We start from the raw sequence: 23,771 nt of genomic DNA on the forward strand, positions 1-23,771 counted from the left end.
CTGATGGTGACGAACCCCGGGGCCCTTGTGTTTTCCCTGCCCTGCGTGGTGTTTCTCCTGCCCTTCCCCTGCGCCGTATGGCGTATGCCGCTGCGCTGCCTGTGGACTCTGGTGCAACAAGCGGGGAGGCCTGCTGGGTGCCCCCTGGCGACTGTGGCGGGCGCGTGGCCGCGCTTGGGGATGGCCAGAGGGCCCTGTGCTCCGCTGTGCAGCGGAGCGCAGGGCCCTCTGTCGTCTTCTATCGGTGTTGTGGTTTGCTCCCAGCAGTGGGGGGTTAGGAGGCTGCCGGCACGGGCGGCGCGTCCCGCAGCTGACCGTCCTTGCCTCGCAGCATGCGGTCCATGACTGAGGCGATGGCGCCGTCGCCGGTGACGTTGCAGGCTGTGCCGAACGAGTCGATCGCCACGTAGGTGGCGATCATGAGGCCCACGGCGGTCTGGTCGAAACCGAGGGTCGACTGCAGGATGCCGACGGCGGCCATGATGGCTCCGCCGGGAACTCCGGGTGCGGCGACCATGGTGACGCCCAGCAGGAACACGAAGCCGATGTACTGGCCGGTACTGATGGGCATGCCCGAGATCGTCATGATCGCGAGGGAGAACAGCACGATCTTCATGGTGGAGCCCGAGAGGTGGATGGTCGCGCACAGGGGAATGGTGAAACCGGCGACGCGGTCGTCCACACCGTTCCTCTTCGTGCAGGCCAGGGTCACGGGGATGGTTGCCGCCGAGGAGGCCGTGCCGAGCGCCGTCGCGTACGCCGGAAGCATGTTCTTCAGCATGACGAACGGGTTGCGGCGGGCGACGAGACCGGCGATGCAGTACTGGATGACCAGGATGACGATGGTCATGATGAACGCGAGGATCACCACCCGCAGGAACGTGGTGATCACGAGCATGATCTGGCCGTTCATGGTCAGGCCCAGGAACATTCCGAAGATGTAGACGGGCAGCAGCGGGATGATGACCTTCTCCACGATGCGCATCACGATCGTGCGCAGCTCGGAGAAGCCGTCGTGGAGCACGTTGCCCTTGATGAGCGTGATCCCCACGCCCAGGCAGAACGCGAGCACCAGCGCGGTCATCACGTCGAACACGGGGGGCATGGTGATCTCGAAGAACCCGGACAGAGCGTGGTCCTCGGGGTTCTCCAGCCCGTTCACGGTGCGCTCACCGCCCAGTATCCACGGGTAGGTGGCCTTGGCGACGAGGAACGCCAGCAGACCGGCGAAGATCGTGGAGCCGTAGGCAATGGCGGCCGTGACAGCCAGCCACTTGCCGGCGCCACGGCCGAGGTCCGCGATAGCCGGCGTGACGAGCCCCACGATGATGAGCGGAATCAGGAAGCCGAGGAACTGGCTGAAGATGCCGTTGAAGGTCATGAACACCCGGGCCAACCACTCCGGTAGGAACAGCCCGACGACGATTCCCAGGACGATGGCGACGAGGACCCGCAGCAGCAGGTTCTTGGAAAGGGATCTCAAACGCATGGTTCATTATCTCTGGTCGAGGGACCGGTCCCGTTCCGCGCGCCATTTCGCGTGGCGGGGCGGCGCTGGCGTGGTGGGAGTGTTCGGCGTCGGCTTAGTAGAATGCGGGGAGAGCAGTGGGCGCCGCGACCAGTCGGCGTCCGACACGTCGTGGCCACGGGCCGCAGTAGGAGTCACGCCTTGAGCGCATCGGAACAGCACGGATCCCACGACCGCGAGGACCGCTCGCAGGAGGGCAACGACCGGCGCGACGATCGCGGGTTCTCCCGGGACCGTGATCGTCGGGACGACGGCGCGCGCGGCGGCTACCGTTCCCAGGGCCAGGACCGGGGTGGTCGCGACGACCGCCGCGGGGGCTACCGGGGCGGGAACGACCGCTCCGAGCGCGGCGGGTTCCGCGGTCGGGACGAGGACCGGGACGGCGGCTACCGGGGTGGAGCGCGGCGCGAGGGTGGTTTCGGTGGTGGACGTGACGACCGGCGCCGCAACGACGGCGGCGCGCGCGGCGGGTACGACCGTCGCGACGACGCACGGGGGAACCGTGCCGGAGGTCGGGATGACCGCGCCACAGGTGACTACCGTGGCCGCGATGACCGCCGGAGCACTGGCGGCGGGTACCGGAGCCGGGATGACCGTCAGGGCTCGAACGGTGGCTACAGGGGCCGTGACGACAGCTCGCGTGGCGGCTACCGCGGGTCGGACGACCGTTCGCGTGGTGGCTTCGGCTCGCAGGGTCGCGACGACCGTCAGGATTCACGCGGCGGCTTCGGCGGGCGCGACAACCGGTCGGAGAACCGGGGTGGCTTCCGAGGACGCGACGAGCGCTCCTCGGGCGGCGGCGGTTACCGCGGCAGTGCGGACCGTTCCCAGGACCGCGAGGGCTACCGGGGCCGTGACGAGCGCTCCGGCGGCGCGGGTCGCTCGGATCGCGGTGGTCGCTACGAGGACCGTGGGCGTCGGGAGGACCGGGGCGGTGTCGACCGTCGTTCCGACCGGGGTGGCCGCGGAGACTTCCGCGACGACCGTCGGGGCGGTCGGGACGAGCGCGCCGGTGGCGGCTATCGGGGCCGGGACGACCGACGTGACAACCGTCGAGAGGGCGGTTTCGACCGGCGGGACAGCGGCTTCGGCGGCGACCGCCGGGGTGGCGGTCGTGGTGACGAGCGGCGCGGGGGGCCGCGTCCCGACGACGACCGCCGCGGTGGCGGCAACCGCTTCGACCACGGGCACGACTCTCGCGACGGATACTCCCGGCAGGGTGACCGCCGCGACGACCGCCGTGGTGACCGCGGCTCGGACCGCAGCTCCGGGGGCGGCCGGTTCGACCGTGACGACCGGCGACGTCCTTCTGACGATGCGCGGCCCCGTTTCGTGGCGCCGGAGATCGACCCGGACGTGACCGGTCGCGAGATCGACCGTGTCACCCGGCACGAACTCGACGCGCTGGAGCCGAGCAACGCGGAGCGCGTCTCCAAGCACCTGGTCATGGCCGCGCGCTACGTGGACGAGGACCCGGAGTTCGCACTGGAACACGCCAACGCGGCCGTGCGCACGGCCGGCCGGATCGGCGTCGTCCGCGAGGCCGCCGGCGTCGCCGCCTATGCCGCGGGTGACTACGCGCTCGCGCTCAAGGAGCTGCGCACCCACCGGCGCATTTCCGGCTCGCAGGAGCACCTGCCCATGATGGTCGACGCGCAGCGGGCCCTCGGCCGGGCGGGCAAAGCCATGGAGGAGGCGACTTCGGAGGCCGCGGCGTCGCTGGACACCGAGGCGAAGGTGGAGCTTGCCATGGTGATCTCGGGCATGCACGCGGACGCCGGCGATCCGGAGGCCGCCCTCGCGGCCCTCGAGATCCCGCAGCTCGACAAGAACCGCGGCTTCTCCTACAGCCCCAAGCTCTTCCGTGCCTATGCCGAGGCGCTGCGTGCCGTGGGACGCGACAAGGAGTCCATGACGTGGGAGCGTCAGGCCATCGTCGCGGAGGCCGCCCTGGGCATGGGCCAGTTCTCCGAGCCGGAGATCGTGGACCTCGGCGACGACCTCGACGAGGACGAGGCTGCCCGGACCGTCCGCGAGGCGCAGAAGCGTCACAGTGCGGGGGCACCCGGGGAGTCCGACGATCTCGAGTCGGCGGGGTCCTCGGACATGACAACCGGTGACGACGACGCCGCGGCCGAGACCGCCGCGGCAGAGGACGTGCTGACCCCCGACGAAGGCGTCGACGCGCCAGGGGGCGAGCGCGCGAATGATGAGGACTCGGCCACGGCTGCTCCCTCCAGGGACACACCCCCTGCGGACGACGCCCGCGAGGACGCCGCTCACAGCGATTCCGCGGTCACCGTGGACGGGCGGCCGGCCGAGGACGGCACGGTCGTTGCTGCGACCGATGCCGACCGCCCCGGCGCGCCGGAAGCTGGTCGTGCAGAGGAGACGGCCGCCCATGGTTCCGCTGCCCCTGGCCCTGAGGCCGTCGCTGTTCAGGACGCGGACGGCTTCCACGCCCACATCGCAGGCTCCGCCGAGGCGACCGAGGCGACGCACGGCGACAGCGCCGCTGCGCAGCACCCGGAGCGCGCCGATGACTGAGCGTTCGTCCGAGGAAGAGGGGCAGGCCCTCGTCGAGCGCTTCGATGCGCTGCTGTGCGATCTGGACGGCGTGGTCTACGCGGGTCCGAACGCGATCGACGGCGCTCCGGAATCCTTGCGGCGTGTCCGCGAGGCCGGGCGCGCGGTCATGTACGTGACGAACAACGCCTCGCGTCCGCCGTCCGCGGTCGCGGAGCACATCTCCTCGCTGGGCGCGCCGACCACCGTGGACAGCGTCGTGACCTCGGCCCAGGCCGCGGCGGCGCTGCTCGCGGACCGGCTGGCGCCGTCGACCCGCGTGCTGGTCACGGGTGCCACGGCGCTCGCGGACGAGATCCGTGCCGTGGGCCTGGTGCCCGTGCGCACGCAGGACGAGGAGCCCGGCGCGGTGGTGCAGGGCTTCGACCCGCACCTGGGCTGGGCGGACCTTGCGGAGGCCGCGTTCACGCTCGCGGACGAGTCCCTGCTGTGGTGCGCCACGAACACCGACCGGACGATCCCCCGGGAACGCGGGATCGCGCCGGGCAACGGGACGCTCGTCTCCGCCGTCGCGGAGGCCACAGGTCGGAAGCCCCTTGTGGCGGGCAAGCCCGAGGCGCCGATCTTCACCGAGGCCGCCGACCGCGTGGGTGCTCGGCGGCCCGTGGTCGTGGGCGACCGTCTGGACACGGACATCCTGGGCGCCCACAACGCCGGCATGGAGAGCATCGAGGTGCTCACCGGTGTGGACGGCCCCGAGAACGTTCTGGCGGCGGCGCCCGAGCAGCGGCCCACGTACCTCCTGGGGACGCTGCGCGAACTCTTCGGGCCGTATCCGCGCGTGGACGTGGACCGCGAGGAAGGCCGCGTGAGCGCGCGCTGCGGTGCGGCGCGCGCGGAGGTGGCGAGCGGCGTCGTGACCGTGACGGCGCCGCGCGAGGACCTGGACGGCTGGCGCGCCGCGTGCGCCGCGTGGTGGGCCGAAAATCCGCACGACGCCGCGGCCCCGACACTCGACTGGCAGGACCGGGCGTGAGCGACGAGCGTCCCGCACCTCCTCACACGGGTCTGGACCCGGTGGACCGAGTGCTCGCGAGGGAGGCCGAGATCGCCCTGCTTCCCGTGACCGAGCGCTCCGCCGCCTACGAGGCACTGCACGCGCAGCTCGAGCGCGTGCTGGAGGAGCGCCCGGGTGCGCTGCCGACCGGGCTGACCGGTGGGCCGGCGTCCGGCACCTCCCAGGCGGAGGAGCGCCCCGGGAACGCCCTCGCGGGCGCTTGGGCGACGACTCCGGAGGGTGGAGAGCCCTCGGGCCACCACGCGTCCTCGCGCCCCGGCGCCTTCGGGGCGGAACGGTAGCGGCCCGGTGGTCCCGCGTCTCGACCGCGAGGTGACCGCGCGGGGTCTCGCCCGCTCCCGCACGGTGGCCGCCGCCCGCATCAAGGAGGGGCGGGTCCGAGTCAACGGCGAGGTGGTCGTGAAGCCGTCACTGGTGGTGGGGGAGGCCGACGACGTCGTGGTCGAGCCCTCCGCGCAGGACGAGTACGCGAGCCGGGCGGGTCACAAACTTGTGGGTGCGCTGGAGGCCTTCACCGCGGTGGACCCGGCCGGGCTGCGCTGCCTGGACGCGGGCGCCTCGACCGGCGGCTTCACGGACGTTCTGCTGCGCCGCGGCGCGCGGGAAGTCGTTGCGGTGGATGTGGGCCACGACCAGCTGGTCGACCGCCTGCGCGAGGATCCCCGGGTGCGCGTGCACGAGGGACTCAACGTCCGCCACCTGGATCCCGAACAGATCGGGGGAGCGGCGGAGCTGACGGTGTGCGACCTCTCCTTCATCTCCCTGACCCTGGTGGTGCCGGCGCTCGCCGGTGCCACGCTGCCCGGCGGCGACCTGCTCCTCATGGTCAAGCCCCAGTTCGAGGTGGGGGTCCACAACCTCTCCCGCACCGGCGTGGTCACCTCGCAGTCCGTCCGCGAGGCGGCGGTTGCGCGCGTGGTGCGCAGCGCCGTCGACGCCGGTCTGGAGGTCCGCGGCACCGTGCCGAGCCCCCTGCCCGGCCAGGACGGCAACGTCGAGGTCTTCGTGTGGGCCCACCGCCCCGGGGCGCTGTCCGCGTCGGAGGGCTCGCGTAGTCTTGGCTGAGTCAGCCCACCGTGGGAACCGACCGCAGGAGGATGGACCCGCACTCGTGACCCGCAAAATCCTGGTGATGACCCACACGGGGCGTCCGGAGGCCAAGGACGCCGCCCGGCAGTCCTGCGAGCAGATCTCGGCCGCAGGCCTCGTGCCCGTGCTCTCGCGGCCGGACCTCGAGGCGCTGCGCGCGGACGGCTTCAGCCTGGCACCCGTGGAGATCCTCGAGGAGGACGTCGCTCTCCGGGAGATCGAGATCGTCATGGTCCTCGGCGGGGACGGCTCGATCCTGCGCGCGGCGGAACTGGTGCGCGGAGTCGACACACCCCTGCTGGGCGTCAACCTGGGGCACGTGGGCTTCCTCGCCGAGTCGGAGCGCTCCGGTCTCAGCGAGACCGTGGAGGCGATCGTGGACGGCCGCTACACCGTGGAGCGGCGCATGGCCCTGGACGTGACCGTGTGGGTGCACCGGCGCAAGGTGCTGCACACGTGGGCGCTCAACGAGGCCTCCGTGGAGAAGGGCGACCGCGAGAAGATGATCGAGGTCGTGACCGAGGTGGACCGGCGGCCGCTGTCCACGTTCGGCTGCGACGGCGTGGTCATGGCCACCCCCACGGGCTCCACCGCCTATGCCTTCTCGGCCGGCGGCCCGGTGGTCTGGCCGGAGGTCGAGGCCCTGCTGATGGTGCCGCTGTCCGCCCACGCGCTGTTCTCGCGTCCGCTGGTCATCTCGCCGCGCTCCATGATGGCCGTCGAGGTGCTGACCCGCACGGACGCCCGCGGGGTGCTGTGGTGCGACGGCCGGCGCACCGTGGAGCTCCCGCCCGGTTCTCGCATCGAGGTGCGTCGCTCGGAGAAGTCCGTGAACCTCGCGCGCATGCACGCCACGCCGTTCTCGGAACGTCTCGTGAAGAAGTTCGAGCTGCCCATTGCCGGATGGCGCGGCCCCATGCCCGGTGAACAGGTGGAGACCATGACCACCGCACTGCCGCTCGTCCAGCCCACCACGAAGGTGGTCTCGCAGGACGAGCACCAGCCCAAGCTCACCGTGGGGCGGGAGATCCCGCACCACGGCGACACGCATCATGGCGACCCGCGGCCCACGGACGGGATGCGCCCGCCCCGGGACGCGGACGGCACCTCCGGAAGGGGGACGGCGTCGTGATCGAGGAGATCCACATCCACGACCTCGGCGTCATCACGGACGCCGTGCTGCCCCTGGGACCGGGGCTCTCGGTCCTGTCGGGCGAGACCGGCGCGGGCAAGACCATGGTGGTCACAGCGCTCGGCATGCTCCTGGGCAACCGCGCGGACGCCGGTTCCGTTCGCTCCGGCAGCGCCAAGGCGCTCGCGGAGGCCACCGTGCGGGTGCCCGCCGAGCACGCGGCGATCGCGCTCGTCGAGGAGTCCGGCGGAACCGTGGACCGGGAGGAGGTCGACGGTGCCCAGGAGGGGCTCGTCCTGCTCTCCCGCACGGTCTCCGCGGAGGGCCGCAGCCGCGCCCACGTGGGTGGCCGCTCGGCTCCCGTGGGAACGCTCGGCGCCGTGGGGGAGACCCTGGTGGCCGTGCACGGCCAGTCGGACCAGCTCCGGCTGAAGACGGCGGCGGCCCAGCGCAAGGCCCTGGACGACTACGCCGGCCGGCCGGTCGCCGAGGAGCTCGCCCTGTTCCGGGAGAAGCTCGCCCGCTACCGCCGCGTTGTCGCCACCCTGCGCGCCGCCAAGGACAATGCCCGCGAACGCGCCCTGCAGGCCCAGAGCCTCACCACCGCGCTCGCGGAGATCGACGCCGTGGAGCCCGTGCCCGGCGAGGACACCCAGCTCGACGCCGAGAGCGAGAAGCTCACGAACCTGGAGGCGCTGCGCAGCGCGGCGACCACCGCGCGCACGGCCCTGAGCGGTTCGGACGACGACGACGCCCCGGACGCGAACGCCGTCGCCCTCCTGTCCCAGGCGCAGCAGGCCCTGGACAACGAGTCGGACGCGGACCCGGACCTCGCCGCGCTCGCCGCACGGGTGCGGGAACTGACCGTGGTCGCGGCGGACGTGGCCGCGGACCTCTCCGGCTACGCGAGCGGACTCGACGAGGACGGTCCCGCCCGGCTCGCGCAGGTGGAGTCCCGGCGCAGTGCGCTGCGCACCCTGACCAAGAAGTACGGTGCCACGATCGACGAGGTCCTCTCCTGGGCGGATGAGGCCCGGGCCACGCTCGACGAGCTCGTGGTGGACCCCCAGCGCGAGGAGGAGCTGCGCGCCGAGGGCGAGGCCCTGCACGCGGCGCTCGAGGCGCACGCCGCCACCCTTCTGGAACTGCGCCGCGCGGCCGCCGAACGGCTCTCCGCAGCGGTGAGCGAGGAGCTCACCGCGCTCGCCATGCCCAACGCCACCCTGGTGGTCGCGGTGGAGGCCGCCGAACGCTTCACCGACGACGGCCGGGACACCATCGAGTTCATGCTCGCACCGCACGCAGGCGCCACACCGCGTCCCCTCGGCAAGGGTGCCTCCGGCGGTGAGCTCTCCCGCATCATGCTCGCCCTGGAAGTGGTGCTCTCCGAGGTGGACCCCGTCCCCACGTTCGTCTTCGACGAGGTCGACTCCGGCGTGGGCGGCAAGGCCGCGGTGGAGATCGGGCGGCGGCTGAAGATGCTGGCTCGCAACGTCCAGGTGCTCGTAGTGACGCACCTGCCGCAGGTGGCGGCCTTCGCGGACCAGCACGTGCTCGTGACCAAGTCCTCGGACTCGAGCGTCTCGGACGTGAAAGTGCTCACGGACGAGGAGCGGGTGGTCGAGCTCGCGCGGATGCTGGCCGGCCACGAGGACTCCGACGCAGCCCGCGAGCACGCCCGAGAGCTCATGCGGGACGCCACCGCCTGATCTCCCAAGACCCCCCAGCACGACCCCAGCCCCCGATCCCCGATTGACACGAATGGTAGGATCGAATCCCGTGGTGAATGCTCAGGACGCCGCCCACGAGGCAGGCACAGAAAAGAACAACGGCAAGGTGACCCGGCAGATCTTCGTCACGGGAGGCGTTGCCTCCTCCCTCGGCAAGGGCCTCACGGCATCGTCGCTCGGCATGCTCCTGCGCTCGCGCGGGCTGTCCGTGACCATGCAGAAGCTGGATCCCTATCTCAACGTGGATCCGGGCACCATGAACCCGTTCCAGCACGGCGAGGTCTTCGTCACCGACGACGGCGCCGAGACGGACCTCGACATCGGACACTACGAGCGGTTCCTCGACGAGAACCTCGACGCCTCCGCGAACGTGACCACGGGCCAGGTCTACTCCACCGTGATCGCCAAGGAGCGCCGCGGTGAGTACCTGGGCGACACCGTCCAGGTGATCCCGCACATCACGGACGAGCTCAAGCGCCGGATGCGCCGCCGCGCGGAGGACGAGAACGCACCGGACATCATCATCACCGAGATCGGTGGCACGGTGGGTGACATCGAGTCCCAGCCGTTCATCGAGGCCGCCCGTCAGGTCCGCCAGGACGTGGGCCGGCGCAACGTGTTCTACCTGCACGTGTCCCTGATCCCGTTCATCGGCCCGTCGGGTGAGCTGAAGACCAAGCCCACCCAGCACTCCGTGGCCACGCTGCGCGGTCTCGGCATCCAGCCGGACGCCCTGGTGCTGCGCTGCGACCGGGACGTGCCGGACGCCATGATGCGCAAGGTCGGCAGCGCGTGCGACGTGGACCTCGACGCCGTGATCTCCTGCGCGGACGCCCCCAGCATCTACGACATTCCCAACACCCTGCACAGCCAGGGCCTGGACACGTACATCCTGGACTACCTGGGCCTCGACTACGACGACGCCGACCTGCGCCAGTGGTCCCGGCTGCTCACCGCGGTGCACGAGCCGGACCACGAGGTCACGGTTGCGCTCGTGGGCAAGTACATCGACCTCCCGGACGCGTACCTCTCGGTCTCCGAGGCCCTGCGCGCCGGCGGTTTCGCCAACAACGCCAAGGTCAATCTCAAGTGGGTTGCCTCGGACCTCTGCGACACCCCCGAGGGCGCCCAGCGAGAGCTCGGCGACGTGGACGCCGTCTGCGTTCCCGGCGGGTTCGGCATCCGTGGGCTCGAGGGCAAGCTCGGCGCGCTGAAGTGGGCGCGCGAGCACAAGGTCCCGACACTGGGGCTGTGCCTGGGCCTCCAGTGCATGGTCATCGAGTACGCGCGGGACGTCGTGGGACTGCCCAACGCGTCCTCCACGGAGTTCGACGCGGAGACGGACACCGCCGTGGTCGCGACCATGGAGGAGCAGAAGCAGTTCGTCGAGGGCACCGGCGACTTGGGCGGCACCATGCGTCTGGGCCTGTACCCGGCGGCGCTGGCCGAGGGCTCCGTGGTCGCGGAGACGTACGGCACCACAGAGGTCTCCGAGCGCCACCGGCACCGCTACGAGGTCAACAACGCCTACCGCGAGGCACTCTCCGCAGCCGGGCTGCGGATCTCCGGCACGTCCCCGGAGGGCACCCTCGTGGAGTTCGTCGAGCTGCCGCGCGAGGAGCACCCGTACTACGTGGCCACCCAGGCCCACCCGGAGCTCGCCTCGCGCCCCACGCGCCCGCACCCGCTCTTCGACGGTCTCGTGAAGGCCGCCCTGGAGCGCCGCGGGGTCCAGGCCGGGGTCTGAGCACGAAGTGGTGGACGCGGTGTGCCGCGTCCACCACTTTTCATTGGTCCACGCTTCATCAACCGAACCGAGCCGGCCCGTACCTGGCCGGACCACCTCCGGCGGGTGGCACCGGTCAGCAAGGGGCCACGGGCATCCGACACCGGTGATCGGTCGGCGACACGATCCACCTCGGTCCACCCAGGAACGGAGCACCATGGAGTTCATCGACATCACTGCGGAGCAGCTGCGTGACCGCCCGGATCAGCACACCGTGGACGAGTCCTCGACCGTTCTCGAGGGTGCGATCTGGGACGTGCGCCGCGAGACGTTCCGCATGGCCGACCAGGAGAAGCCCCTGGTCCGCGAGTTCATCACACACCCCGGCGCCGTCTCGATCGTGGCCCTGGACGAGCAGGACCGGATCCTGCTCATCAACCAGTACCGCCACCCCGTGGGCCTGAGGATGTGGGAGATCCCCGCCGGCCTCCTGGACATCGCGGGCGAACCCGCGGTCGACGCCGCCCGGCGCGAGCTGGGGGAGGAGGCGGACCTTCGCGCGGAGCACTGGGACGTGCTCGTGGACTTCGACAACTCGCCCGGTTCCTCCGCGGAGGCCAACCGCATCTTCCTCGCCCGCGGGCTGAGCGAGGTGGACACGGACGACCGCTTCGAACGCGAGGGCGAGGAGGCCGAGATCGTGGCGGGCTTCGCGCCCCTCGACGACGCCGTGGACGCCGTGCTGGACGGGCGCATCCTCTCCCCGGCGGCGGCGCTCGGCATCATGGCCGCGCACACGGCCAGGTCCCGGGGGTGGAGCACCCTCCGACCCGCCGACGCCGCGTGGCCCGCGCGGCCCGGTCTCGAGGGGTGATGTTGGAGGGGCGCGATGTAGAGGACACAGAACTACAGGACGGCCCGATCACCGAGCCGCTACCGGTCATCTCGGAGGCGCTGCCGCTGCGGGAGGAACCGCCGGCCGGCCCCGAGGGCGAGGCGGCCCCGGAGCTGCGCCGCGCCGTCGGGCGGTACCTGGACCACCTCGTCGTCGAACGGGGCCTGTCCGCGAACACCGTCTCGGCCTACCGGCGTGACCTGGCGCGCTACCTGGAGCACCTCACCACCACGGCGCGCGACGTCCGCGTGCCCCGCGACATCACCACGGATCACGTGCGGGCCTTCGTCCGCGTGCTGCGCGAGGGCGGTGATGGCCGCGCGGCGCTCTCGGCCCGCAGCAGCGCGCGCGTGCTGGCGGCCGTGCGGGGAGTCCACGCGTTCTGGACGACCGAGTCGAGCGTGGACACGGACGTCGCCTCGCGCGTGAGTCCTCCGGTTCCCGGGCAGCGGCTGCCCAAGGCGATCGGCGTGACGGAGGTCGAGAACCTCCTGGCGGCCCCGGACCCGGAAACCCCTGCCGGGTTGCGCGCCCGCGCCTTCCTGGAGCTGCTCTACGCGACCGGCGCCCGCATCTCCGAGGCCGTGGCCCTGGACGTGGACGACGTCGCGGGCCTCCACGACGAGGACCTCGCCCTGATCCGGGTGCAGGGCAAGGGCGAGAAGCAACGGCTCGTGCCCGTGGGGTCTTTCGCGGTGGCGGCGCTGGACCGCTACCTCGTGCGGGCCCGGCCGGAGCTGGCCCGCCACGGCAAGGGCTCCCCGGCGGTCTTCCTCAACGCGCGAGGGTCACGGATCTCCCGGCAGACGGCGTGGAACATGGTCAAGGACGCCGCGCGGACCATCCACAAGGAGGAGGTCATCACGCCGCACACCCTGCGCCACTCCTTCGCGACCCACCTGCTCGAGGGCGGGGCGGACCTGAGGGTCGTGCAGGAGCTGCTGGGCCACGCCTCGCTCGCCACGACCCAGATCTACACGCGCGTGTCCGTGGAATCGCTGCGCGAGGTCTACGCCACCTCGCACCCGCGGGCGCGCTGACAGTCTTCGGGTGCGCGCAGTGACAGGGGCCCGCGCCTCCCCGGGAGGGGAACGCGGGCCCCTGTCACGTGGTGGACCGAGGACTCAGTCCAGGTGCCGCTCGTCCGGCCCGTTGTAGGCGGAGAGCGGGCGGATCAGCGAGTTCGCCGCGCGCTGCTCCCGGATGTGCGCGGTCCACCCGACGATCCGGGCGCACACGAAGATGGGCGTGAACGTGGGGATGTCGAAGCCCATGAGCCAGTACGTGGGCCCGGCGGGGTAGTCCAGGTTGGGCTTGATGCCCTTGGCCTCGTCCATGGACTTGGCCAGCCCGTTGTAGAGCCCCAGCATCTCCTGGCGGTCGTAGTGGGCCAGCATGCGGAACAGCGCGTCCTGCATGGTGGGCACGCGGGAGTCCCCGTGCTTGTACACGCGGTGCCCGAAGCCCATGACCTTCTTCTTCTCCGCGAGCGCCTGGTCCATCCACTCCTTGGCGCGCTTCTCGGCCTCCTCGGCGGTCTCCTCCTTGCGGATGCCGAGCTCCTCGAAAGTGTGCATGACGGCCTCGTTGGCGCCGCCGTGCAGCGGGCCCTTGAGCGCGCCGATGGCACCCGTGACGGCGGAGTGCAGGTCCGAGAGCGAGGACGTGATGACGCGGGCGGTGAACGTGGAGGCGTTGAAGGAGTGCTCCGCGTACAGGATGATCGACACGCGGAAGGCGTCCACGACCTCGGGCGCGGCCTCCTCGCCGAAGGCCATCCAGAGGAAGTTCTGGGCGTAGTCGAGGTCTTCGCGCGGCTCCACGACGTCCTGGCCGTGACGACGCCGCTGGTCGTAGCAGACCACGGCGGGCATCACCGCGAACAGTTCCTGGGCCTTGCGCAGCTCGGCCTCGGGGGAGTTGTCCTCCGCGAGCGGGTGCTGCGCGCCGATCACGGAGGCCGCGGTGCGGCACACGTCCATGGGGTGGCACATGGTGGGCAGCTCGTCGATGACACGCTTGAGCCCGGGGGTGAGGGCGCGGTGGGAGCGCTCGAGCTCCTGGAAGGCGCTCAGCTCCTCCTGGGAGGGCAGCTCACCGTTCCACAGCAGGAGGGCAACCTCCTCCGCGGAGCACTTCTGCGCGAGCTCCTGCACGGGGTAGCCGCGGTAGAGCAGGGAATTCGTCTCGGCGTTGACCTTGGACACGGCGGTGGCGTCCGCCACGACCCCGGCGAGGCCCTTGCGAATTTCGGTATCGGCCACGATTGATCTCCTTCGACATCGGTGGACAGGCAAGAGTGAACAGGAAAGAACGGGGGCCCGCCCCACCGCACAGGGTGGAGCGGGGCCTGGTGTCAGGACTCCGGCGTGCCCGGCACCTCGAAGTTGAAGACCCCGGAGTCGAACTGGTTGTACCCGGTGTAGTCCACGAGTTCGTACAGGCGTTTGCGGGTGAGCATGGCCTCCACCTGGGCCTGCTGGGTGCCGTCCTCGCGGATGGTCGTGAGCAGGCGCTCGATGGCGCCCATGGCCTGGCGCTCCAGGGACACCGGGTAGATCACCATGGACACGCCGGCGTCCTGCAGCTGGCGCGTGGTGAACAGCGCGGACTTCCCGAACTCCGTCATGTTGGCGAGGATCGGGACGTCCAGGGCGGAGGCCATGCGCTCGAACTCCGAGAGGTCCGCCATGGCCTCCGGGAAGATCACGTCTGCACCGGCGTCGGCCAGGGCCTTCGCGCGGTCCACCGCGGCGTCGAAACCGTCGACGCCGCGGATGTCCGTGCGCGCCATGACCACGAAGTTCGGGTCCCGGCGGGCCGCGACCGCGGCGAGGATGCGCTGAGTGGCGGTGGCAGTGTCCACCACGTTCTTGCCGTCCAGGTGCCCGCAGCGCTTGGGGTTGAACTGGTCCTCGATGTGGCAGCCGGCCAGTCCGGCGTCCTCGAGCTCCTGGACGGTGCGGGCCACGTTCATGGGCTCGCCGAAGCCGGTGTCCGCGTCCACGAGGCACGGCAGGTCCGTGCTGCGGGCGATCTGACCGGCGCGGGTGGCGACCTCCGTGAGCGTGGTCAGCCCGATGTCCGGCAGACCCAGCTCGTTGGCGAGGACACCTCCGGAGATGTAGACGCCCTCGAAGCCCTGCTCCTGGATGAGCTTCGTGGACAGCGGGGTGAACGCCCCGGGGAACTGCGCGATCTCCGGCGCGGCCAGCAGCTCGCGGAACCGCTCGCGCTTCTGGGCGGGGGTGACGGTGGAGTACAGCATGATCAGAAGATTCCCTTCGGCGAGTTCTCCAGCCGCACGGCCGCGGCGATGTTCAGCTGTCCCAGCTCACCGGCGCCGAGCGCCGGCAGCCGCTGCACGGTGTCCAGGAAGCGCTCGATCTCCTCGGGGGCCACGAGCCCCTCGGCCAGGGTGCGGAACTTGGCGATGTACTGCTCGCGGGCGAACGGGCGGGCACCGAGCGGGTGCGCGTCCGCGACCGCGATCTGGTCCGTGATCACGGAGCCGTCCGCGAGCGTGATCTCCACGGAGCCGCCGAACGCCTTCTCGGCGATGTCCAGCGAGTGGTAGCGGCGGGTCCACTCGGGGTCCTCCTGCGTGGTGACCTTGTGCCACAGGGCCACGGTGTCCGGGCGGGACGCGCGTTCCGGGGCGTAGGAGTCCACGTGGTGCCATGCGCCGTCCTGCAGGGCCACGGTGAAGATGTAGGGGATCGAGTGGTCCAGGGTCTCGCGCGACGCCGTGGGGTCGTACTTCTGGGGGTCGTTGGCCCCGGAGCCGATCACGTAGTGCGTGTGGTGCGAGGTCTTGATGAGCACCGACTCGACGTTGGCCGGATCCGCGAGCTCGGGGCGCTCACGGTGCAGCTTGCGGGCGAGGTCGATCCACGCCTGTGCCTGGTACTCCGCGGAGTGCTCCTTGGTGTACGTGTCCAGGATGGCGCGCTTGGGCTCGCCGGGGGCCGGCAGGGGCACCTCGTAGCGGGCCTGGGGACCGGAGAGCAGCCACGCGATCACGCCGTCCTCGCCCTCGTAGATGGGGGTCGGGGAGGTCTGCCCGCGCATGGCACGGTCCACCGCCTCCACGGCCATCTTCCCGGCGAACGCGGGGGCGTGGGCCTTCCACGTGGAGATCTCGCCCTTGCGGGACTGACGGGTCTGGGTGGTCGTGTGCAGCGCCTGGCCGATGGCCTGGAAGATCGTCTCGGTGTCCAGGCCCAGCAGGGTGCCGATGCCCGCCGCCGCGGAGGGTCCGATGTGCGCGATGTGGTCGATCTTGTGCTCGTGCAGGCAGATCCCCTTCACGAGGTCCACCTGGATCTCGTAGCCGGTGGCGATGCCGCGGATCAGGTCCTCGCCGGTGCTGCCCACGTGCTGGGCCACGGCGAGCACCGGCGGGATGTTGTCCCCGGGGTGCGAGTACTCGGCGGCGAGGAAGGTGTCGTGGTAGTCGAGCTCGCGCACGGCCACGCCGTTGGCCCACGCCGCCCACTCGGGCGAGACCGCGGCGTCGTCCTGGGGCGCGCCGTAGAGCAGGGCACCGCGGCCGGTGAAGCCGCCGTCCGGGACCACGGTGTGGCACAGGGCCTGCGAGCGCGCCGAGACGATGGGGCCGCGGTTCAGGGACGCGATGGCCACGGAGGCGTTGTCGATGATCCGGTTGATCACCATCTCCACGACCTCGGGCTCCACGGCCACGGGGTCCGTGGCCACGGCGGCCAGCTTGTGGGCGAGCTGCTCCTCGCGGGGCAGCTCCTCCTGGGACGAGTACGTGCGCACGGTGTGGGTGACGGTCACGGGTGTTCCTTTCGGTGAGGTGGGCTGGGGCCGGCGGGTGCCGGTCCGGGTCAGGAGGCCACGGGGCTCGCGGGGGCCAGTGGGGCGAGTTCGGGGGTGCGCAGGGCGTTGCCGAGCGCGTTCTTCAGGTGCACGCGGGTCGTGGCGACGGCGAGCGCGGGGTCCTGGTCGGCGATCGCGCGGGCGATGGCCTCGTGCTCCGCGGCGGCCACGGCCAGGCGCCGGGGGTTCGAGGTGGACAGCCGTCGCACGCGGGCGAGGTGCAGCCGCACGCCCGCGAGCGCCTGGCGCAGGTACGGGTTGCCGGCGGCACGGTCGATCTCCGCGTCCATGCGGTCCACGAGCTCGTAGTAGGCGGGGTGGTCGGGGTCGTCGGAGAGCGCCTCCGCCGCGTGGGAGAGCTCCTCGGCGAGCGCGCGGAAGGTCTGTGGCTCGCCGCGCTGCGCGGCGAGCTCGGCGGCGCGGCAGTCCAGGGTGTCCCGCAGCTCGTACAGCGCGCGGACGTCGTCCGCGGAGATGGCACTGACGACGACGCCGCGCCCGGCGTGCGGCTCGGTCAGCCCGTCCGCGGTGAGCCGGGAGAGGGCCTCGCGCACCGGGGTGCGGGAGATCCCGAGGCGTTCTGAGAGGTCCACCTCGCCGAGGACCTGCCCGGGCCGCAGCCGCCAGGAGACGATGTCCGCCCGCAGCTCGCGGTACGCGCGCTCACCTGCTCGCATGACTCCTCCTGACGTGGGCAACCACCCTCACTGTATACATCCGTGCGGTGCGGGCCAAGTGCCGCGTGGTGGTTGGCGATGAAATATCCGGTCTGTGTATACACAACCCTTGCCCGGTGTGACCCCCAACACTACGCTGGCACCACACCCACCCCACCACGGCACATCCTCCGGAGGACGCCATGTCGCAGAGCACCTACGAATCCGTCTACCGCGCGAGCGTGGAGGACCCGGAGCGGTTCTGGCTCGACGCCGCCGGGGCCGTGGACTGGGTCACCCCGCCCACGCGCGCCCTCGACGGCTCCGCCGCACCCCTGTACCGGTGGTTCCCCGACGGCGAGCTGAACACGTGCGTCAACGCCGTCGACCGCCACGTGGCGGCAGGTCACGGGCAGCGCACGGCCCTGATCTACGACTCCGCGGTGCTGGGCGTGCAGGAGCACATCAGCTACGCCCAGCTGCAGGAACGCGTCGCGCGCTTCGCGGGGGCGCTCGCTGCGCAGGGGGTCCGCAAGGGGGACCGGGTCCTGCTCTACATGCCGATGATCGCGGAGTCCGTGATCGCGATGCTCGCGTGCGCGCGGCTCGGAGCGGTGCACTCCGTGGTGTTCGGGGGCTTCGCGCCCAAGGAGCTCGCGAGCCGGATCGACGACTCCCAGCCGGTCGCGATCGTCACCGCGTCCGGGGGAGTCGAGCCCAAGCGGCGGATCGAGTACCTGCCCGCGATCGAGGAGGCGCTGCAGCTCAGCGACCACGCGCCGTCGGCGGTGCTCGTCCACGAGCGCGAGGGCTTCACCACGAGCGTCGCCGACGCCCGCGAGCGCGTCGGGGCCGCCGGGGGTCCCTCGTGGCTGTCCTGGGCCGAGGCGCAGAACGACGTGGAGCCGGCGGAGCCCGTGACCGTGAAGGCCACCGACCCGCTCTACATCCTCTACACGTCCGGGACCACGGGGAAGCCCAAGGGCGTGGTGCGCGACAACGGCGGCCACGCGGTGGCGCTGACGTGGTCCATGCGCAACATCTACGACGTCGCCGGTGGGGACGTGATGTGGACGGCGTCGGACGTCGGCTGGGTCGTGGGCCACTCGTACATCGTCTACGGGCCGCTGCTGGCCGGGGCCACCACCGTGGTCTACGAGGGCAAGCCCGTGGGGACCCCGGATGCCGGGGCCTTCTGGAAGCGCGTGGAGGAGCACGGCGTGAAGGTGCTCTTCACCGCCCCCACGGCGCTGCGGGCCATCCGGAAGGCGGATCCCGAGGGTGAGTTCGTGGCCCGGTACGACACATCCTCCCTGCAGGCCCTGTTCGTGGCGGGGGAGCGGCTCGACCCCGAGACCTACCACTGGGCGGCCCGGGTGCTCGGTGTCCCCGTGGTGGACCACTGGTGGCAGACCGAGACGGGGTGGGCCATCTGCGCCAACCCCTTCGGCATCGAGAAGCTGCCCATCGTGGCCGGCTCGCCCACCGTGCCGGTGCCCGGGTTCCACGTGGAGATCCTCGACCCCATCGGCGAGCCCCTGGGTCCCGGGGAGGAGGGCAACATCGCGGTGCGGCTGCCCCTGCCGCCCGGCACCCTGGCCACCCTGTGGGGCAACGACGAGCGCTTCGTCTCCTCCTACCTCTCCGCGTTCCCCGGCTACTACGCCACCGGCGACTCCGGGTACATCGACGAGAACGGCTACGTGTTCGTGATGGGCCGCACCGACGACGTCATCAACGTCTCCGGCCACCGGCTCTCCACGGGGCAGATGGAGCAGATCGTGGCCACCCACCCTGAGGTCGCCGAGTGCGCGGTGATCGGCGTCAACGACCCCCTCAAGGGCCAGCGCCCCTCCGGCTACGTGGTGCTCAAGACCGGCTCGCAGGTCACGCAGGAGCAGCTGCGGGAGGACCTCGTGACCATGGTGCGCTCGCAGATCGGTCCCGTGGCGGACTTCAAGGACGTCTCCGTGGTCGAGGCCCTGCCCAAGACACGCTCCGGCAAGATCCTGCGCAAGACCATGCGCCAGATGGCCGACGGCGAGCAGTACGTGGTGCCCTCCACCATCGAGGACCACTCCGTGCTGGAGGCGCTGCACGCGGTGCTCGCCCCGAAACGGTGAGCCCCGCGGCCGTGACCCGCGATCCACGCGTCGGCATCCCTTGAAACAGTGGCGCCGTGGCCGTGATCCTCCGCACCGCGGGCGGCTCCCGCCGATAGGGTGAGCCCCGTCATGTCTGTGACGGGCGTGACGCGCCCGCGCCCGCACCCCGGCGCGCGGCCCCGCCCGTCGGACACACCACGATCCATCCCGAGGCACCAGGAGCCACCATGACAAGCCAACCGGTCGCGCGCGATCCGCGCGACGCCCAGCCACCCCGCCGCAAGAAGCGGGACCGCACCCACTACCTCTACATCGCCGTGATCGCCGCGGTGGTGCTGGGCATCGTGGTGGGTCTGCTGTTCCCCACGGTCGGTGTCGCGCTCAAGCCCCTCGGCACGGGATTCGTGGCACTGATCAAGATGATCATCGCGCCGGTGATCTTCTGCACCATCGTGCTTGGCGTGGGATCGGTCGCGAAGGCCGCCACGGTGGGCAAGGTGGGCGGCCTGGCGCTGCTGTACTTCATCGTGATGTCCACGTTCGCCCTGGCCATCGGTCTGCTGGTGGGCAACATCGTGCAGCCGGGCGAGGGCCTGGGCCTGGCGAACGCGCACTTCGACTCCTCCTCCCTGAACTCCGGGGCTTCCGAAGGCGGGGAGGGTGGACTGACCGGGTTCGTACTCGGCATCATCCCCACCACACTGTTCTCCGCGCTGACGTCCGGGCAGATCCTGCAGACGCTGCTGATCGCGCTGCTCGTGGGCTTCGCGCTGCAAGCCATGGGCCCGGGCGGGGCACCCGTGCTCAAGGCCGTGGGCTACCTGCAGGCAGTCGTGTTCAAGCTGCTGTCCATGATCATGTGGCTCGCCCCGATCGGTGCGTTCGGTGCCATCGCCGCCGTCGTCGGTGCCACGGGCATGAAGGCCGTGTTCTCCCTGCTGGGGCTGATGGTCGCCTTCTACGTCACCTGCATCCTGTTCGTGGTGGTGGTGCTCGGGCTGATCCTCAAGGTCGTCTCCGGCGTGAGCATCTTCAAGCTCATGAAGTACCTGGCCCGCGAGTACCTGCTGATCTTCTCCACCTCGTCCTCCGAGGCCGCCCTGCCGCGCCTGATCGCCAAGATGGAGCACCTGGGCGTGTCCAAGCCGGTCGTGGGCATCGTGGTGCCCACCGGCTACTCGTTCAACCTGGACGGCACCGCGATCTACCTGACCATGGGCGCGCTGTTCATCGCGGACGCGATGGGCAAGCCCATGGCGCTGGGGGAGCAGATCGCGCTGCTCGTGTTCATGATCATCGCCTCGAAGGGTGCGGCGGGCGTCACCGGCGCCGGCATCGCCACCCTGGCGGCCGGGCTGCAGTCCCACCGGCCGGACCTGCTCAACGGCGTGGACCTGATCGTGGGCATCGACCGTTTCATGTCCGAGGCCCGCGCCCTGACCAACTTCTCCGGCAACGCCGTGGCCACGCTCGTGCTCGGCACGTGGGTCAAGGAGGTCGACAGGGACCGCGTGAAGCGTGTGCTCTCGGGTGCGGAGCCCTTCGACGAGGCCAGCCTGGCCGTGGACCCGCACGTGGCGGTCGGGGCCGACGGTGCCTCCAGCGGTGCGGGCGCCGCGGCGTGGTCGTCGGGCACCGCGCAGGGCGACGGCACGACGACGTCGCCCGCGGACCGGTAGCCCGGCCCACCTGGAGCGTGTCCTCCTCCAACGCCCACCCCGCGCCCGCGGGGTGGGCGTTCGTCGTCGGGGGTCCGGAGGTGGCGACGGGTCAGGACCGGGCCGCTGGGCACCGTGGAGAGGACGGGGCGACGGCATGGGGAGCTCGGGCCCGGGATGGGGGAGGCAGCCGGAGCGCCGTGGAAGTTGCGAAAAGAAACAGCTGTGACGCGGCATTCCTGGGAGTTCTCCTACACTGAACCCCACGTGCGTTCGTCCCCCTAAGAACCGACAGGATCCTCCGTGAACAATTTTCGCAGCCCCTCCGTGGTGGCCATCGTGCCGTGCCATAACGAGGAGGCCGCCGTGGGCAAGGTCCTCGCCGACCTGCGCCACCACCTTCCCCACGCAGAGGTCTACGTCTACGACAACTGCTCCACGGACCGCACCGCCGAGGTCGCCCGGGAGGCGGGTGCCCACGTGCGGACCGAGACCGAGAAGGGCAAGGGCAACGTGGTGCGACGGGCCTTCGCGGACCTCGACGCGGACGTCTACCTGCTGGTGGACGGGGACGACACCTATGACATCGCCGATGCCCCCGCGATGATCGACACGCTCCTCTCCGGTCCCTACGACCACGTGCTGGGGGTGCGCCAGCAGATCTCCTCGACCGCCTACCGGGCCGGGCACGAGTCCGGCAACCGTGCGTTCAACCGCATGGTGAGCTTCGCGTTCCGCCGTGAGGTCACGGACATGCTCAGCGGCTACCGGGTCTTCTCGCGGCGCTTCGTGAAGTCCTTCCCGGCGCTGTCCCGGGAGTTCGAGATCGAAACCGAGCTGACGATCCACGCCGTCAACGCCCGCGTGCCGCAGGTGGAGGTGCCCGTGGGGTTCCGCGACCGAGCGGAGGGCACCGAGAGCAAGCTGCGGACCTACCACGACGGCTTCCGGATCCTCCGCATCCTCTCGCAGCTGCTGTTCCTCGAACGCCCGCTGCTCGTCAACGGCCTGCTCACCGCCGCGCTCGGTCTCGTGGCCCTGGTCCTGGGCCTGCCGGTGGTGTGGGACTTCGTGCAGACCGGCCTGGTGCCGCGGCTGCCCACTGCGCTGCTCGCCGCCGCGCTGATGATCATGGCCGGGGTCTTCCTGGTCCTGGGCGTCCTGCTCAACGGGCTCGTCGTCTCCCGGCGCGAGGCGTCCCGGTTGTTCTACCTGCGCCTGGCGGCCCCGCCGTTCCAACCGCTGCCGTCCGCGACCACCCGCGTGGGGGAGGACCCCGCACCGGCCACGGGTGGGTCTTCTGCCGAGCGCGGCGACCACCTCCAGCACCACGCACCCCGGGAAGCAGGCCTGTGATGGCATCGACGGCAGTGAAGTCCCGGACGCGTCTGCTCTGGTTCCGCAAGGGCCTCCGAGCCCTGGGTGTCCTCGTGGCGCTCCAGTTCGTCCTCATGGGACTGCTCGTGGTGGGTCAGACCGTGCCCGACAAGCCGATCGTGGACAACCTCATGACCGCGGTCAAGGAGGGAACCTACGGTCCCAGCGCCATCCCGGACCGCATGGGCACCCCGTCCGACACGTTCACGGAGTGCGTGGTCGTGGGGACCGGACTCGGCGCCGATCCGGAGGAGTCGGCGCGCAGTCGGGCCGCGCGCATGCCCCGGATCGGCAACTGCGACGGCGGCGCCGAGGACATCAAGGCGGTGGCCGCCGGCAAGGTCTTCAACTTCGATTACTACAAGTACTGGGCGGGCTACACCGTCTTCACGCGGCCCGTGCTCGCGGTCGCGGGCATGGACGGGCTGCGGATCGCCTCCGGTGCGCTCATGATCGCGTGCCTCTTCGGGGCGCTGCTCGCGGTGCGGGCCCGGACCAACACGGCGGTGTCCTTGGGACTCCTCCTGCCGTTCGTCCTCGGCACGAACATGCTCTCCACGCCCTCCACGTCCTTCAGCCAGTCGATCTCCATCGCCTTCATCTTCCTCTCGGTCATCCTGACCGCGGTGGGCGCCGGGCGCAGCCGGTACCTCGGCCTGCTGGGGGCGATCGTGGGCGCAGGGCTGTTCTGCTACGTGGACCTGCTGACCACCCCGGCGATCCCGTGGGCGATGTCCGGGTTCACGCTCGCCGCGGCCACCTGGTACCGGACGCGCCGGCTCGGGACCGCCGCGCTGTGGGGCGTGCTGGGTACCGTGGCGTGGGGCGCCGCCTTCGCGTTCACGTGGGTCTCCCGGTGGGCCTTCGGGGCCGCCTTCCTGGGCCTCGACCGCACGGTCGCCATGGTCAAGGAGAACGTGGGCTTCCGCACCTCTGGGGACTGGAAGGGCGTCTCCAACGCCTTCGGCGCGGGGGTCACGCGCAACGTCGACTACTGGTGGGGTCACATCCCCACGTCCCACCTGGTGCTGCTCGGGTGCGCGGTCGCCGCGCTGGTCGGTCTGCTCCTCGCCTGGCGACGCGGCGGGTTCCGCCGCTGGGCCGTCGCGCTCGTGCTGAGCCTGCCCGCCGCCGTCGTCCCGTTCTGGTACACCGTGGTGAGCAACCACTCGCAGATCCACGCGTTCTTCGTGAACCGCGGCGTGCCCACCGCGCTCGCCGTGGTCACGGCGGCGTGCCTGCTGGCCGCCGCACGTCCACGGTCGGACCGCGAGTCCCGCGACGCCTCCGTCGGCGCGCGCACCCGTCGCGAGCAGGTGCCGGACTCCGAGCACGACGACGACCGCGCACCCGTCCGCGAACCGGCCGTCTGACACCCGGACGCCCGCCCCGAGGGGTGGGTGTCCGCGCAGGCCGGGATCGGCGT

General features: G+C 71.1%; 19 protein-coding genes. 13 read left to right on the forward strand and 6 right to left on the reverse strand.

The genetic code is table 11. The annotated features are described in order from the left end of the window. Window positions 1-274 precede the first annotated feature (274 nt). Together KVA01_RS06590 and KVA01_RS06595 are read right to left on the reverse strand one after the other, a co-directional pair. Entirely contained in the window at window positions 275-1,489 is a 1,215-nt protein-coding gene (locus KVA01_RS06590) for a dicarboxylate/amino acid:cation symporter (protein WP_068471204.1), read from the reverse strand. Between the two features lie 753 nt (window positions 1,490-2,242). After that, window positions 2,243-2,713 carry a hypothetical protein gene (locus KVA01_RS06595; RefSeq protein ID WP_141269448.1) on the reverse strand — a complete coding sequence of 157 codons (471 nt, stop codon included), beginning with the start codon at window positions 2,711-2,713 and terminating at the stop codon, window positions 2,243-2,245. A gap of 147 nt (window positions 2,714-2,860) precedes the next feature. Between KVA01_RS06595 and KVA01_RS12930 the strand changes: the two genes are divergently transcribed. The 9 genes from KVA01_RS12930 to KVA01_RS06640 all read left to right on the forward strand — a co-directional run bounded on the left by KVA01_RS12930 (window position 2,861) and on the right by KVA01_RS06640 (window position 12,744). After that, a complete protein-coding gene (locus KVA01_RS12930; protein WP_068471201.1) occupies window positions 2,861-4,075 on the forward strand; it encodes a hypothetical protein in 1,215 nt (404 codons plus the stop codon). Further along, complete coding sequence (locus KVA01_RS06605; RefSeq protein WP_068471199.1) at window positions 4,068-5,090, forward strand: HAD-IIA family hydrolase; 1,023 nt, start codon at window positions 4,068-4,070, stop codon at window positions 5,088-5,090. The genes KVA01_RS12930 and KVA01_RS06605 overlap by 8 nt, the downstream gene beginning before the upstream one ends. Continuing rightward, complete coding sequence (locus KVA01_RS06610) at window positions 5,087-5,413, forward strand: hypothetical protein (protein ID WP_068471197.1); 327 nt, start codon at window positions 5,087-5,089, stop codon at window positions 5,411-5,413. Before KVA01_RS06605 ends, KVA01_RS06610 begins: the two co-directional genes overlap by 4 nt. Before the next feature lie 7 nt (window positions 5,414-5,420). Beyond that, window positions 5,421-6,197: a TlyA family RNA methyltransferase gene (locus KVA01_RS06615; RefSeq protein ID WP_141269450.1), complete on the forward strand. Its 777-nt coding sequence runs from the start codon at window positions 5,421-5,423 to the stop codon at window positions 6,195-6,197. A gap of 46 nt (window positions 6,198-6,243) precedes the next feature. Further along, a complete protein-coding gene (locus tag KVA01_RS06620; RefSeq protein WP_231860716.1) occupies window positions 6,244-7,353 on the forward strand; it encodes an NAD kinase in 1,110 nt (369 codons plus the stop codon). Further along, window positions 7,350-9,062, forward strand: a complete 1,713-nt coding sequence (gene recN / locus KVA01_RS06625; RefSeq protein ID WP_068471194.1) for a DNA repair protein RecN — start codon at window positions 7,350-7,352, stop codon at window positions 9,060-9,062. Before KVA01_RS06620 ends, recN begins: the two co-directional genes overlap by 4 nt. 52 nt (window positions 9,063-9,114) lie before the next feature. Beyond that, the gene (pyrG, locus tag KVA01_RS06630) at window positions 9,115-10,830 is read left to right on the forward strand and encodes a CTP synthase (protein ID WP_082810170.1); all 1,716 of its coding nucleotides are present in this window, start codon (window positions 9,115-9,117) and stop codon (window positions 10,828-10,830) included. A 196-nt stretch (window positions 10,831-11,026) separates the two neighbouring features. Further along, entirely contained in the window at window positions 11,027-11,683 is a 657-nt protein-coding gene (locus tag KVA01_RS06635; RefSeq protein ID WP_068467010.1) for an NUDIX domain-containing protein, read from the forward strand. Further along, window positions 11,683-12,744: a site-specific tyrosine recombinase XerD gene (locus KVA01_RS06640; protein WP_233438795.1), complete on the forward strand. Its 1,062-nt coding sequence runs from the start codon at window positions 11,683-11,685 to the stop codon at window positions 12,742-12,744. Before KVA01_RS06635 ends, KVA01_RS06640 begins: the two co-directional genes overlap by 1 nt. Before the next feature lie 84 nt (window positions 12,745-12,828). On the opposite strand, the gene KVA01_RS06645 is transcribed toward KVA01_RS06640, so the two are convergent. From KVA01_RS06645 to KVA01_RS06660, 4 genes are all read right to left on the reverse strand, one after another. Beyond that, window positions 12,829-13,968, reverse strand: a complete 1,140-nt coding sequence (locus KVA01_RS06645; protein WP_141269452.1) for a bifunctional 2-methylcitrate synthase/citrate synthase — start codon at window positions 13,966-13,968, stop codon at window positions 12,829-12,831. Window positions 13,969-14,060: 92 nt separating this feature from the next. Beyond that, window positions 14,061-14,972, reverse strand: a complete 912-nt coding sequence (gene prpB, locus KVA01_RS06650) for a methylisocitrate lyase (RefSeq protein ID WP_141269454.1) — start codon at window positions 14,970-14,972, stop codon at window positions 14,061-14,063. 2 nt (window positions 14,973-14,974) lie between these two features. Beyond that, window positions 14,975-16,507: an MmgE/PrpD family protein gene (locus KVA01_RS06655; RefSeq protein WP_141269456.1), complete on the reverse strand. Its 1,533-nt coding sequence runs from the start codon at window positions 16,505-16,507 to the stop codon at window positions 14,975-14,977. A 50-nt stretch (window positions 16,508-16,557) separates the two neighbouring features. Next, complete coding sequence (locus KVA01_RS06660) at window positions 16,558-17,226, reverse strand: GntR family transcriptional regulator (protein WP_141269458.1); 669 nt, start codon at window positions 17,224-17,226, stop codon at window positions 16,558-16,560. 182 nt (window positions 17,227-17,408) lie between these two features. Here KVA01_RS06660 and KVA01_RS06665 point away from each other — a divergent pair, with 182 nt between their 5' ends. The 4 genes from KVA01_RS06665 to KVA01_RS06680 all read left to right on the forward strand — a co-directional run bounded on the left by KVA01_RS06665 (window position 17,409) and on the right by KVA01_RS06680 (window position 23,718). Beyond that, complete coding sequence (locus tag KVA01_RS06665; protein ID WP_068467018.1) at window positions 17,409-19,328, forward strand: propionyl-CoA synthetase; 1,920 nt, start codon at window positions 17,409-17,411, stop codon at window positions 19,326-19,328. Window positions 19,329-19,537: 209 nt separating this feature from the next. Further along, window positions 19,538-20,989 (forward strand): cation:dicarboxylate symporter family transporter, encoded by a 1,452-nt coding sequence (locus KVA01_RS06670; RefSeq protein ID WP_141269460.1) that lies wholly within the window; start codon window positions 19,538-19,540, stop codon window positions 20,987-20,989. 282 nt (window positions 20,990-21,271) lie between these two features. Continuing rightward, window positions 21,272-22,324, forward strand: coding sequence for a glycosyltransferase (locus KVA01_RS06675; protein WP_082810171.1), 1,053 nt, complete (start codon window positions 21,272-21,274; stop codon window positions 22,322-22,324). Next, window positions 22,324-23,718 (forward strand): DUF2339 domain-containing protein, encoded by a 1,395-nt coding sequence (locus tag KVA01_RS06680; RefSeq protein WP_141269462.1) that lies wholly within the window; start codon window positions 22,324-22,326, stop codon window positions 23,716-23,718. The genes KVA01_RS06675 and KVA01_RS06680 overlap by 1 nt, the downstream gene beginning before the upstream one ends. Window positions 23,719-23,771 lie beyond the last annotated feature (53 nt).

This window comes from Kocuria varians (assembly GCF_006539885.1).
GTDB lineage: Bacteria > Actinomycetota > Actinomycetes > Actinomycetales > Micrococcaceae > Kocuria > Kocuria varians.